The following is a 13501-nucleotide window of genomic DNA, read 5'->3' as shown; positions in this document are numbered from 1 at the left end:
TTTGCTGGTATTGTACAACAATCACGAATGATTATACATTGATTATTCACGATTGTTTCCATGCGGATATAAAAAACGACCAGAAGCAGTTCTGGTCGTTTCAATACATGCTATTCTTTTGTTTCGGGTAGTAGTGATTCTGCCCACGTTTCACAAACAGATCCGCTATCCCCTTCATCAATCACAAATGATCCATTTGAATATCGGTCATTCGGTCTAAGGTCTGAAAGGAGCACCTCTTCTGCTTTTCCTTTTTTCGTGATCAGGCCTACTTTATCTGTGTCTTTAACTACTTCTATACTTACCACGCGATGTGGATTTGATTTCAATTCCCGCAGCATGATGACTCCACGCTTGGCACGGGATGTTTTTTCGAATTCTGCTAATTTCATTTTCTTCACTGCCCCACGCTGGGTAGCTAAGAAAATGTAATCCTTCATTGGATCTTTTATGATTTTACCTGATACGACATAATCGTCATCCTTAAGGTTGATCCCTTTCACACCAGCCGCACGCGGTCCGACGATGTTCACATCTTCTTCCGAGAACCAAAGTCCATAACTTAAGTGTGTTGCTATGAATATATCGTGTGATCCATCGGTTAAGTGCACATCGATCAGCTCATCGTCCCCTTTTAAATTGATTCCTACAAGAGGACGTGAGTAACGCTGTGCTTTGTACTGAGGAAGCTCGGATCTCTTGATCATTCCGTTCTTCGTTACAAACAATAAATAATGGGATGGATCAAATTCTTTAATCGGTATTGCTTTTAGAACCTGTTCATCGCGATCAATCGGTACGATGTTCCCCACATGCTGACCAAGGTCTTTCCAACGAATATCCGGGAGCTCATGTACAGGGCAATAGATGTAATTTCCTTTGTTCGTGAATACTAAAAGTACATCCGTCGTATTCATCTCATATTGACCAAGCAACCTGTCTGTTTCTTTCATGGCCAGATCCTGCCCGTTTGAAGCAGAATAGGAACGGAGACTTGTTCGCTTCATGTAACCATCACGGGTAACGGTAACCATGACATCCTCACTCGCGATCAGTACTTCAAGGTTGATTTTAATTTCCTCTATCTCATCCTCAATTTTAGTGCGGCGAGCATCAGAGAACTGCTTTTTGATGCCTTTTAATTCTTTTTTGATTACACTGTAAAGCTTGCCTTCACTTTCCAGGATAGCCGTTAACTCAGCAATCGTTTTCGCTAATTCTTCCGCTTCTGCCTGCAGTGCTGTTATGTCTGTATTCGTTAAGCGGTATAGCTGTAAGCTGACGATTGCTTCTGACTGTGCTTCCGTAAATTGAAATTGCTGGATTAAATTATCCTTCGCATCTCGTTTATCTTTCGAAGCACGAATCGTTGCAATTACTTGATCTAAGATTGAGAGAGCTTTCATTAAGCCTTCGACAATATGCTGGCGATCCTTCGCTTTGTTTAGATCATGCTTGGTACGATTTGTCACAACTTCTTTTTGATGTTGAATATAAGCATCCAATAGTTCACGAAGTCCCATCAGCTTAGGACGTCTGTTATGTATCGCAACCATATTAAAGTTATAGGCGATTTGAAGATCACTGTTCTTATAAAGGTAGTTTAAGACGCCTGTGGCATCTGCATCTTTCTTTAACTCAATGACAATGCGCATCCCATCGCGGTCTGTTTCATCACGAACTTCTGCAATTCCTTCCACTTTGCGATCCACACGGAATTCATCCATTTTCTTAACGAGGTTCGCTTTGTTTACTTCATAAGGAATTTCCGTTATGACGATCTGTTGTTTGCTTCCACGGATGTTTTCAATATCAGCTTTTCCACGAACAACCACTTTTCCTTTTCCGGTTTCGTAGGCTTTTTTGATACCGTCTACCCCTTGAATGATACCACCTGTTGGAAAATCAGGTCCTTTTAAGACCGTCATTAAATCATCCACTGTGCTTTGTGGCTTTTCCATTCGCATGATTGTCGCATCAATGACTTCATCAAGGTGATGAGGTGGAATGTCAGTTGCATATCCTGCTGAAATACCGGTAGAACCGTTTACTAAAAGGTTCGGAAAACGTGACGGCAAAACAGTCGGTTCACTGGATGTATCATCAAAGTTTGGTACAAAGTCCACGGTTTTCTTATCTATATCACGCAAGAGCTCCATGGAGATTGCAGAAAGCCGTGCCTCTGTATAACGCATGGCAGCAGGCGGATCTCCGTCAATGCTTCCGTTATTTCCGTGCATCTCGACTAAATATTTTCGCACTTTCCACGTTTGACTCATACGCACCATGGCATCATACACAGATGTGTCACCATGTGGATGATAGTTACCTATAACGTTACCGACGGTTTTTGCTGATTTACGGAATCCTTTTTCCTGGGTGTTCCCATCTACATACATAGCGTAAAGAATACGTCTCTGTACAGGTTTCAATCCGTCGCGTGCATCTGGTAATGCACGTTCCTGGATAATATATTTGCTATAACGTCCAAATCGGTCGCCAAGTACCTCTTCCAGAGGTAAGTCTTGATATCTTTCTACAGTTGTCATGTATTACCCCTCCTCTGCGACCGTAATGTTTTCATTTTCTAGAATGCTTCCATCTTCTTCCAATCCAAAAGCTACATTACTTTCAATCCATTTACGGCGCGGCTCTACTTTATCTCCCATAAGAGTGGTCACGCGACGCTCAGCTCTGGCAGCATCATCAATACGCACCCGGATCAGTGCACGTGTATCAGGATCCATCGTCGTTTCCCACAGCTGATCGGCGTTCATTTCTCCAAGACCTTTGTAGCGCTGGATCATATAGCCTTTACCAACTTTAGAAATGGCTCCTTGGAGCTCTTCATCCGTCCATGCGTATTCAAGCTTTTGTTTCTTCCCTGCCCCCTTACTTACTTTGTAGAGAGGAGGAAGTGCAATATACACTTTCCCTGCTTCTAATAATGGTTTCATGTAGCGATAGAAGAAGGTTAACAGCAGAACCTGGATGTGGGCACCATCCGTATCGGCGTCGGTCATGATGACAATTTTGTCATAATTGATATCGTCGACGTTGAATTCAGGACCGACCCCGCCACCAATTGCATGGATGATTGTATTGATTTCTTCGTTTTTGAAGATATCCTGCAGCTTTGCTTTTTCCGTATTGATGACTTTCCCCCGAAGTGGTAGAATCGCTTGGAATTTACGATCACGACCTTGTTTCGCAGAACCTCCTGCCGAATCACCCTCCACCAGGTAAAGCTCGTTACGCTGAGGGTTTCTCGATTGAGCCGGTGTTAATTTACCAGATAGAACGGTTTCAGAACGCTTACGTTTCTTTCCGTTGCGTGCATCTTCCCTTGCTTTACGTGCCGCTTCGCGGGCTTGAGCCGCTTTAATGGATTTTTTAATAAGAAGGGAACTTGTATCAGGATTTTCTTCTAAGAAATAGAGAAGATGCTCGGAAACAACTGCATCCACAGCTGAACGTGCTTCACTTGTGCCAAGCTTTCCTTTCGTCTGCCCCTCAAACTGAAGGAGATGCTCCGGTATACGTACAGAAACAATGCTCGCCAGCCCTTCACGAATGTCGGTCCCTTCAAGATTTTTGTCCCGATCTTTTAGAATCCCAACTTTACGAGCGTACTCATTAAAGACACGGGTCATCGCTGTCTTTGCTCCGGCTTCGTGGGTACCTCCGTCTTTTGTACGAACATTGTTTACGAAAGACAGAATGTTTTCCGAGAAACCGTCGTTAAACTGAAAAGAGAATTCCACTTCAATGGTATGGTGTTCCCCTTCAAAGAAAGCAACGTTATGAAGCACATCTTTTTCTTCGTTAAGGTATTGAACAAAGGCCTGTATGCCACTTTCGAAGTGAAAGACTTCCTTCTGATCATGACGCTCGTCAATGATTTCAATTTTTAATCCTTTTAGCAGGAAGGCAGATTCCCTTAGACGCTCACATAGCGTTTCGTAATTATACGTGGTATTACTGAAAATCTCCGGATCAGGTTTGAAATGGATACATGTTCCTGATTTTTTCGTTTTCCCAATCTTCTCAAGAGTGGTTTCCGGTTTTCCACCTTTTGTAAAACGTTGCTCATACTTCGTTCCATCTCTTTCAATCGTCACAATAAGCCATTCGGAGAGGGCATTTACGACTGAGGCACCTACACCATGCAATCCACCACTGGTCTTGTAACCACCTTGTCCGAATTTCCCACCGGCATGTAGCACAGTCAAAATAACTTCGGGAGTCGGCTTTCCTAGTTTATGCATACCAGTTGGCATCCCCCGGCCTTTATCTTGCACTGAGATGCTATTATCCTTATGTATCGTAACAATAATCTCACTTCCGAAGCCAGCTAATGCTTCATCCACCGAGTTATCGACAATTTCGTATACTAAATGATGCAAACCTCTTGAATCTGTAGAGCCTATATACATTCCAGGTCTCTTCCGGACGGCTTCTAAACCTTCTAATACTTGAATGGCATCATCATTGTAATCCATGGTCTTATTCTGGTTGGCCACGAACATTCCCCTTTCAAAACTTCTCTAACCGAAAACAATTACTTGTACGGTATTATTGGTTATGTATATATTAACTATAACACAAGAACGTTTGTTCGTTTACCTGTTTTAATCATTTCTGAGGTAAACCACTATGCTATATTGTAGCGTTTTATTTGATTTTCGCAAATGTAATTACTGTGACAGGTCTAAATTGCGCCTGTATTTCTTTTGTGTTGCCCTGTTTTTTTCAGTGGTAATTGAGAACCATCCATCCGAAAAAAAACAAGCGGTAAGAGCCGCTTGTTACGAGTGAGAATTATTTGGTTAAAGCATGTTCAACCTTAATACAGCGATCCATAATGACTGTATACCCACGTTCTTTCAAAAAGCGATAAGCCTCTTCGTTCATTACACCAAGTTGCGCCCAAAAAACGTTAGAATCGATTTCATCAAACTCTTTCGCGATCTCAGGCAAAAATTCTGAGCGGCGAAATACATTGACAATATCAATCGTCCCTTCCACCTCTTTCAGGGTGGGAACTGCTTTAACGCCTAATGCCGACTCAATGGTTGGGTTTACAGGAATAATCTCATAGCCTTGATCCTGCATGGCTTTGGATACCATATAAGATGTTCGTGCTGGATTATCACTTAATCCAATCACCGCAATGCGTTTTGATTGTTTAAGAATGTTTCCGATTTCTTCTCGGGATGGGTTTTCCATGGGTGATCACAACTCCTTCATCGATCCTTATCCATTCATTCTTTGACTGTTCCTTAAGTCCTATTCTTCTTTTATACCATATTTCCCTTTAACTTTTCAAAATTTTATAAAATTATTCTAAAGAGAACAAAGTGTCAGATGGACAAAAGGAAGCTCCTTAATCCTACCTGACACGCTTAAACATCTTACTCTTCAATTAATCCTTTGGAAATAAGAAATTCCCGTGCGACTTCTTTTGGGTCTTTTTTATCCATATCCACTTTGGCATTCATCTCACTCATCTCTTCTTCAGAGATTTGTCCTGCTAATTCATTCAGGACTTCCTCGACTTCAGGGTGCTCTTCCAGAACTTCCTGACGGATGATTGGTGCGGCATCATATGGTGGGAAGAACCCTTTGTCATCAGTAGTCGTTTTCAGGTTGTAACGTTGTATTCTTCCATCGGTAGTAAAGGCCGGAATAATATCGACGTCTCCGTTCTTCACTGCTTCATACATAATGTTAGGATCGAAGCTTTCTTTCGCTTTGAATTCGTATCCGTAAGCTTCAGCAAATGCATCGTACCCATCACCTTCACGCTCATAGAATTGATGAGGCGCACCAAAACTTAAATCTTTCGATAGGGGTACAAGGTCAGAGAATGTTTTGGCATCGAATTCCTGGTCTTGAGTATAAGCAAGAGTATACGTGTTTTCGAATCCTAGTGGTTTTAACCATGTCACATTAAACTTTTCCTCGTATCCTTTACGTACTTGAGACAGAATTTCCTCAGCTGAAGCCCCTTCTGCCGCTTGCTCTTTTAGAACCGCTTCCAGTCCAGTTCCTGTGTACTCGATATATACGTCGATATCGCCTTTTTCAAGAGCGGGTGTCAGAATCGATACTTCCCCCAATCCTTCTTCCACCTTAACATCGAGATCTGTTTTCTCTTTGAGAAGCTCTGCCATCATTTGAGTTAAGATAAACTGCTCGGTCCACATCTTGCCTGAAACCGTAATCGTGTCTTTCCCCCCACCATTTCCGCAACCAGCGATCACAATGGATAGGGCTATTAATAGAATAAATGGTTTTAGTTTATTTTTCATTCTTACTCTCCTTTGAATTATGGTTTATTTCCGTGCTTTTAGTCCTTTAGGTGTTGTCATTCTTTCGAGAAGCTTTAATAAAAAGTCGAAAGATAATGCAAGTAATGCAGCTGGAATGGCTCCCGCAAGAACTAAAGAATTATTCCAAGTAGAAAGTCCCCTGTAGATGAGGTCGCCCAGTCCACCTGCTCCAACAAAGGTTGCAAGGGTCGCAACTCCAACCGTCAAGACAGTCGCTGTTCGGATACCGGCCATTATGAAAGGCAGAGCGAGTGGAAGCTCCACTTTAAACAGAAGCTGTGAGCTTGTCATCCCCATCCCTCTGCCTGCTTCTATGACTCCCTCATCGACCCCGATGATCCCGGTGTACGTGTTCCTCAGTATCGGTAAGAGTGCATACACAGTCAGGGCAATAATCGCTGTAATACTGCCTGTACCTAATAGGGGAATGAGAAAACCAAATAGGGCAAGGCTAGGGATCGTTTGGAAAATGGCAGTTATTCCGATAAAAAATTCAGCCGTTTGTTTTTTTCGTGATATGTATATACCCAGTGGCAAAGATATGGCAATCGCAATGAAGATAGATACGAATGATAAATATAGATGCTCAAATAATCCATTTAAGATTGCATCAGAACGGTTTGATATCGTGTTGATAAACAAGAACGAGAATGAATTCATACAGAACGTGCCTCCTTTTTCCCTTCTGAGGCTACTGCACGAAGAATCCCGCTGGCCGTTACGCTGCCGACATTCCTGCCGTCTTTTGTAACCATAAGATAATGTTTTTCTGACATTAGAAGTATTCTTGCAGCTTCTTGGATGGACGCGTCATATGGAATCAATGCGTATTCTGATTCTTCCAAGAGCAAATAGGTTGTGTTTTCCTCCATGATGTCAAAAACACGCTTTTGGGGCTGTTGAACATTAAGTCTGTCCTCTCCGATAAATGCACGAACGAATTCGTTCGCAGGATCTTTTATGAGCTCGGATGGGGTAGCGATCTGTTCAATTTTCCCATCGCGCATAACCGCAATTTCATCAGCGATCTTCAACGCTTCGTCAATATCATGTGTGACAAACACAATCGTTTTATGTATCGCATTTTGGATGCTTTTCAATTCATCCTGAAGCTGCTCCCGGCTGATCGGATCAAGGGCACTGAATGGTTCATCCATTAGAATGATGGGCGGTTCCGCTGCCAGGGCACGAATAACGCCAACCCGTTGCTGCTGTCCCCCGCTTAATTCAAGTGGATATCGTTTACGGTATACTTGAGGATCCAGTCCGACAAGGTTTAGAAGCTCGTCCACTCGACCTTCGTATTGTTCCTTCTTCCATCCTTTTAATCGTGGAATCAGACTGATGTTTTCTTCTATTGTCATATGGGGAAGCAATCCAATTCGCTGAATCACATAGCCAATATTACGCCTGAGCTCCACTTCATCGGTTTCAGAAGTATCCTTTCCATTAATCAGGATCGTTCCACTGGAAGGTGAAATAAGCTTATTGATCATTTTCATCGTGGTCGTTTTCCCGCATCCGCTTGGACCAATCAAGGCGACAAGCTTTCCTTTTGGTATCGTCAGGTTGATTCCCTTTATGGCTTCTGTACCATCTTCATAGACTTTTGTGACGTCCTTAAATTCAATCATTTTTCCACCTGCTTTATGAACTGAGAAATTTTTCTATACATAGAAGGGATACCCTCATTATACAAAAGGTAACCATGTTGTCCAAGAAATTGCGTTAGTACTTTTAGTTTATGAATAAGGTGGAATCTACATACAAGATACTTTTTAAAAGAAAGGCGGAAAAGTCCGGCCTTCAGAGCATGGGACAAGACAATAAAAACCAGCAAACTATTGTTTACTGGTTTCAGGATGTTGTTTGTGCTTTAACAGGATATATTGTTCTACGATAATTGCTGTGATGGTTCCGAGTATCAATCCATTGTTTAATATTGAGGCCACCACTACAGGCATGTCTTTAAAAGCGGATGGGGGAACAAACATGGCCCCTACACCCACAATGAGAGAGATACCTGCGACAAAATGGATTTTATCGAGGTCCTTTTCTTTCCGATATTCACCAAGAGCAAGGCCGACCATTTTGATGAAAATGACCGTGGTCACAGCATAGCCAACTGGAGCGGGCAGGCTTGCGAAGAGATTCATAACTTTTGGGATCAGACTGATGATAATGATCATAGCACTTCCAAGAATAAAGGGGATAATGGAGTACATTCCCGTAGCGGCAACAAATCCGGCAGACCCGGAAATGGGAACAGATCCAATTGCTGAAAATATTCCACCGAACAGCTGATTCATTCCGGAAGCAAAGCCGCTCTTTGTATATCTTTCATACGTCGGATGTCCCTTTGCCTTCATTACCTCTTCCATTACTCGAATGGAAGCAATCATATTGGTTGTTAACAAGAATGTGATAAAGATCGATGTCACAATGACACCCGTATCGAACACAGGCGCACCAAATACGAACACATCAGGTAAAGAAAACCAGCTCTCAGAAACAGTAGTGCTTTCACCTAGGCCCATAAGAATAAAGATTATCCAGCCCGAGATGAGGGCAAGAATAATGGAGTATTGTTGAATCCACTTTCGTTTATGGCCTGAGAAGTATAATGCCACTATTATGGTCAGGACGCTCCCGAGTAAGACATGGGGTTGTAGAGATTGTCCTTCATGCTGTATACCGAACATTCCCTTGATAAAAGATCCGCTCAATTGGAGAATCAATAGCATTAAATAAATAAACGTGATCGTTGGTGTAAATAAAGATGACAACTTTTTTAATAGTCCTGTTGCAGAAAGAATAAAGAAAATCACACCACTGACAATCATCCCGCCCTGTAATACGGCGAGCACCTCTTCATGACTGTGGTAAAGGGTTCCTGAAAACCCTGCATAGATGGCGAAAACTCCCCACCATAGTCCAGCGGGTCCTTCGTTAATGGGAAGTTTATGACCAATTAATGCTTGAATAAGACTCGCGGCTCCTAACACAAAGATGGTCCGCTGAATAAATCCTGCCGTGTCTGCGGGTGACAATTGAAACAGGTCAGCTATGGCAATGGGAGCGGCAATTGAGCCTGCAACCATAAAGGCCACCCATTGAAACGCCGATAAAAGTAATTGCATACGTGTACACCTTCATTTCAACTATGTAAAGTGTGTCTATTTTAACATACTTCACTCCTTCTTAATCAGATTTATGAGGAATAAAAGATATTATCTACTTTTATGAACAGGTACTAATTTTTTTGCTTATTTTCTCCCCAACCTTTGGAAAACATGTTAAAATAAGAACGGACTAGTTATATTAAAAGGAGCAGTGATGATGATTTTTGCCCTTATACTCGTATTAGCATATTTGTTAGGCTCCATTCCCTCCGGTTTACTGATCGGGAAGACGTTCTACGGAAAAGACATTCGTGAGCACGGAAGTGGAAACCTGGGCGGAACCAATACATTCAGAACCCTGGGTGTGAAAGCCGGTATGATTGTAACAATCATGGATATTTTAAAAGGAACGGTTGCGACTCTCCTGCCATTGCTATTTGAAAGTGATGTACATATGTTATTAGCAGGGGTCTTTGCTGTTATCGGCCATATGTATCCTGTGTTTGCAAACTTCAGAGGAGGAAAAGCAGTAGCAACCTCTGCTGGTGTTCTTCTAGGCTATAATTTCATCTTATTTTTCATCTTACTGGCTGTATTTTTTATTTGCTTATATGCTACTAAGTATGTGTCACTTTCTTCAATGCTGGCAGCAGTACTTGCCTTTGCGTATTCGATCTTCACTGGTGATATCCCACTTATAATCGTCGTAGGAATTCTGACCATTTTCGTTGTTTACAGACATCGGGCGAATATAGTACGAATAAGAAATAAAACCGAACCAAAAATTAAATGGCTGTAGTAAAAAAGCGACCAAAGCACCAGGATCTCTTTATTTTATATGGAGTTCCTTGCTGCAGTGGTGGCTTTTTTTCATGCTTTGATAAAGTAAATAGGTATACCCTTTGATTCGTATGAGAAAGATGATGGATATAAAAAGGCAAGTAATATCAAGGATTAACGAAATAGTCTAAAAATCACAAAAATATGATAATATTCTTCAATATTTTCTTAAATATGCCCCGCTTTCCCCTATTTTTTTGTAAAATAGAGGTAGATTTAAATAAAGGATGATGAATATGAATAAAAAGCGATTAATGGCAGGGTTATTCCTTTGTATACCTTTACTCTTAGTGATTGGATATCTTGTAGATAAGCAATACTCAGACTGGAGAACATCTGCAGAAGGATTGCAGGAGGAGAACCTTTACTCTTTGCTGCATACGACGAGAGAAGTTCAAGCCTCAGGGAAATCGATGAAGTCCAGTGCTTCAATTGCCGCCATCGGAGATATCCTTCTCCATGATACAGTGTATAATGATGCCAAAGATGAAAACGGGTATAATTTCACCCCTATGTTCTCACCGATCAAGGACATGCTGGCGGCCCCTGATTTTCTGATTGCCAATCAGGAATCAACTCCGGCTGGTGTGGAGCTTGGAGTCTCCAGTTATCCCCTTTTCAATAGTCCTAAAGAGATTGTGAAATCTTTACAGGACGTGGGGGTCGACGCCGTCACGACTGCCAATAACCATTCATTGGATCAAGGTGAAAAAGGGCTTCTAAGTGCAATCGACTATTATGAGAAGATATCCATGCCGTATGTGGGTGCGTTTAAAAGTCAGGAAGATAAGGAACGGATTCGTACCTTCAAGGTAAATGGAATCAAGTTTGCCCTGCTTTCCTATACATATGGAACAAATGGAATACCGGTTCCAAAGGGGAAAGATTATTTAGTCAACCTGATCGACGAACAAAACATGATACAAGAAATTAAGAAAGCCAAAAACATGAACATTGATTTAGTCGTATTGAGTTTACATTGGGGAAATGAATATCAACGCTTCCCTACTGAGGAACAGGAAAGACTGGCAAATGTCTTAACCGAAAGTGGGGTTGATATCATTTTTGGTCATCATCCACACGTCCTGCAGCCAATCCAAACGTATAAAACGAGTGATGGTCGTGATGCTGTTGTCATTTACTCATTAGGGAATTTTCTTTCGGGACAGAAAGATGATTTCAAAGACATTGGAGGAATGGTTACGGTGCAAGTAGAAAAAACGATGAACCCGGGCGGTTCTAAGATCACGTACCCTACCATTGAATTTCAGCCAACCTTTGTGTCAGAGAATCATTACAATAATTACAGGATTTATCCTCTTGATTTTGCTAATAACAACGGTATGATCAGGTATTCAGAAGAAGAAATGGTCTCACATATGGTGAATGGCTTACCTGAATAAGAAAAGGCAAGGTGAACTTGTGGCTTCAAGCCATGCTGCTTTGAAGATACGTCCATAATAACCTATTCCAATGTATTAACCTGAATTTACTCAGCTGCAAAAAAACGAGCTTCCACAATGGGAAAGCTCGTTTTTTTAATGTCCACCGAATAGCAATGAATTAAAGAAAATGCCACCAAGGGCTAAAACAGCCAATAAGGCATTGGCCATCAAAAAAGTTTTGCGGCTCGCCTTAAAGTATAGGGTGACCATACCATAGTAAATGAGTGCAGCAATGATAATAAATGTACCGGCTTCTATCTGATATTTGGCTTCGTGCAATTGCAGAAATGTTAATACACTTAATCCGGCAAAGATAAATGCACCTATGTAATACAATAATGATTGTGTATTCATTTGTCTCATCCTTTATGCGTAATAGTAGATGTTCCGTCTTCTATATGTATATAATATGAAATGAAACCTTCTTTGTAAAGTTACAAGAAATACTCTGGGAGAATACCTGTAGAGAAAGGAGACTCATCGATGAAGATACATATTTCAAAAGAAGCTCTTACGTGGTTTAAAGACGAAATGCTTGTAGAGGAAGGCGATCAAGTTCGTTTTTATGTGCGCTATGGAGGTTCCAGTCCTCTGCATGATAGTTTTTCATTAGGAGTGAATAAAGACGAACCGGTGGATATTGGCGAACGAGTCGAAGTCGAGAACCGGGAATTTTTTATTGAAGAAAGAGATTTATGGTTTTTTGATGGTCATGATTTGTACGTTAAGTTTGACGATAAACTTAAAGAACCTTCATATGAGTACAAAAAATAAGAAAGCATGGAAGGCTGGCATATGCCAGCCTTTTTATGTCCGGTTCAGAAAACGTGCAATATGGTCGTGTAACCCCTCTGTAAGGAGAATATGATATTGAATGTCTCCCAAAAGATCAAAATGAGGAAATCCGTCTTCCCTCTGATGAATCCATTCTTTTTTTAAACCATACTTCTTACCCCATCCAGTTAATGTATCGATGTCACAGCAGCCGACTTTCGTTACAGATCGTGCATGGGGAAATCGATCATCAAGCCAGTAATGAGTGAGAAATGCAATCTCTCCACGCTTTACACGCTCTTTCCATGCATGTAATTCATGTTTTGTTAACCCGAATGCCATGGAGGATCTTCCTTTCTGTCATGCTTCAGTATGGGAGTTTTAAAAGGGGCAACTCCTCTATGTAGAAATTACTTCTTAGCTTTTTCATATGCTTCGTGCCAATGTGGGAACATTTTACGAATCGAAATCGGACGGAAGTTTTCCTGCTTGACGCAAACATGTTTCGATTGTCCCGTGATGGCCAGCTGGTTCTGACCATTATAAATTTCATAAGCATAGGTAATGCGAAGCCCGTCATATTCCTCAACCCACGTTTTAATAAACGCTTTTTCCCCGTAACGAACCGGTGATTTATAGCTGACATTCAGATCGATAACAGGAGAAAGAATCCCTTCTTTTTCGATATCAGCATACTTAAAGCCGAGATCTTCAATTAGTTGCGTTCTTCCTAATTCCATCCATACAAGATAATTGGCGTGATACACAACACCCATTTGATCCGTTTCTGCGTATCTTACCTCGATGGTTTTTTCAGCAATTTGCATCTTTACACCCTCTTCATCTAATCAGTATCCTTCCTCATTTTAACATAGATGGAGAAAGCATTGAACAAATTGGTTCCGGAGTGAATTGCTTCTGGTGCCTTTATTATGGATGAAAGAACCCGAACGGAAAGGTCTCATTTGAGCCCTTTCCGTTCGGG

13 protein-coding genes are annotated in these 13501 nt (G+C 41.5%); 3 read left to right on the top strand and 10 right to left on the bottom strand.

What is annotated here, in order from left to right; genetic code table 11:
- Positions 1-110: 110 nt before the first annotated feature.
- From parC to AAEM60_RS12100, 7 genes are all read right to left on the bottom strand, one after another.
- Positions 111-2549, bottom strand: coding sequence for a DNA topoisomerase IV subunit A (gene parC, locus AAEM60_RS12130; RefSeq protein ID WP_299737145.1), 2439 nt, complete (start codon positions 2547-2549; stop codon positions 111-113).
- A 3-nt stretch (positions 2550-2552) separates the two neighbouring features.
- The gene (gene parE, locus AAEM60_RS12125; RefSeq protein WP_299737143.1) at positions 2553-4523 is read right to left on the bottom strand and encodes a DNA topoisomerase IV subunit B; all 1971 of its coding nucleotides are present in this window, start codon (positions 4521-4523) and stop codon (positions 2553-2555) included.
- A gap of 298 nt (positions 4524-4821) precedes the next feature.
- On the bottom strand, positions 4822-5229 hold the full coding sequence (locus AAEM60_RS12120) for a CoA-binding protein (RefSeq protein WP_341356414.1): 408 nt from the start codon (positions 5227-5229) through the stop codon (positions 4822-4824).
- 185 nt (positions 5230-5414) lie between these two features.
- The gene (locus AAEM60_RS12115; RefSeq protein ID WP_299737138.1) at positions 5415-6314 is read right to left on the bottom strand and encodes a glycine betaine ABC transporter substrate-binding protein; all 900 of its coding nucleotides are present in this window, start codon (positions 6312-6314) and stop codon (positions 5415-5417) included.
- A 24-nt stretch (positions 6315-6338) separates the two neighbouring features.
- Positions 6339-6995 carry an ABC transporter permease gene (locus AAEM60_RS12110; protein WP_044336988.1) on the bottom strand — a complete coding sequence of 219 codons (657 nt, stop codon included), beginning with the start codon at positions 6993-6995 and terminating at the stop codon, positions 6339-6341.
- Entirely contained in the window at positions 6992-7969 is a 978-nt protein-coding gene (locus AAEM60_RS12105; RefSeq protein WP_299737133.1) for a betaine/proline/choline family ABC transporter ATP-binding protein, read from the bottom strand. Before AAEM60_RS12105 ends, AAEM60_RS12110 begins: the two co-directional genes overlap by 4 nt.
- Positions 7970-8176: 207 nt before the next feature.
- Complete coding sequence (locus tag AAEM60_RS12100) at positions 8177-9475, bottom strand: purine/pyrimidine permease (protein ID WP_299737131.1); 1299 nt, start codon at positions 9473-9475, stop codon at positions 8177-8179.
- A gap of 199 nt (positions 9476-9674) precedes the next feature.
- Here AAEM60_RS12100 and plsY point away from each other — a divergent pair, with 199 nt between their 5' ends.
- The gene (gene plsY / locus AAEM60_RS12095; protein ID WP_299739546.1) at positions 9675-10256 is read left to right on the top strand and encodes a glycerol-3-phosphate 1-O-acyltransferase PlsY; all 582 of its coding nucleotides are present in this window, start codon (positions 9675-9677) and stop codon (positions 10254-10256) included.
- Between the two features lie 277 nt (positions 10257-10533).
- Positions 10534-11700: a CapA family protein gene (locus AAEM60_RS12090; RefSeq protein ID WP_341356413.1), complete on the top strand. Its 1167-nt coding sequence runs from the start codon at positions 10534-10536 to the stop codon at positions 11698-11700.
- Positions 11701-11835: 135 nt separating this feature from the next.
- On the opposite strand, the gene AAEM60_RS12085 is transcribed toward AAEM60_RS12090, so the two are convergent.
- Positions 11836-12096 (bottom strand): hypothetical protein, encoded by a 261-nt coding sequence (locus AAEM60_RS12085; protein WP_341356412.1) that lies wholly within the window; start codon positions 12094-12096, stop codon positions 11836-11838.
- A 129-nt stretch (positions 12097-12225) separates the two neighbouring features.
- Between AAEM60_RS12085 and AAEM60_RS12080 the strand changes: the two genes are divergently transcribed.
- Positions 12226-12516: a HesB/YadR/YfhF family protein gene (locus AAEM60_RS12080; RefSeq protein WP_299737125.1), complete on the top strand. Its 291-nt coding sequence runs from the start codon at positions 12226-12228 to the stop codon at positions 12514-12516.
- 33 nt (positions 12517-12549) lie between these two features.
- Here AAEM60_RS12080 and AAEM60_RS12075 read toward each other — a convergent pair whose 3' ends face one another.
- A complete protein-coding gene (locus AAEM60_RS12075) occupies positions 12550-12858 on the bottom strand; it encodes a hypothetical protein (RefSeq protein WP_299737123.1) in 309 nt (102 codons plus the stop codon).
- A gap of 68 nt (positions 12859-12926) precedes the next feature.
- The gene (locus AAEM60_RS12070; protein ID WP_299737121.1) at positions 12927-13343 is read right to left on the bottom strand and encodes a thioesterase family protein; all 417 of its coding nucleotides are present in this window, start codon (positions 13341-13343) and stop codon (positions 12927-12929) included.
- Positions 13344-13501: the final 158 nt, after the last annotated feature.

Source organism: Rossellomorea sp. y25, from assembly GCF_038049935.1.
Classification (GTDB): Bacteria; Bacillota; Bacilli; order Bacillales; family Bacillaceae_B; genus Rossellomorea.
Note: the sequence above shows the minus strand (reverse complement) of the source record. Positions and strands in the feature narration are given on the sequence as shown.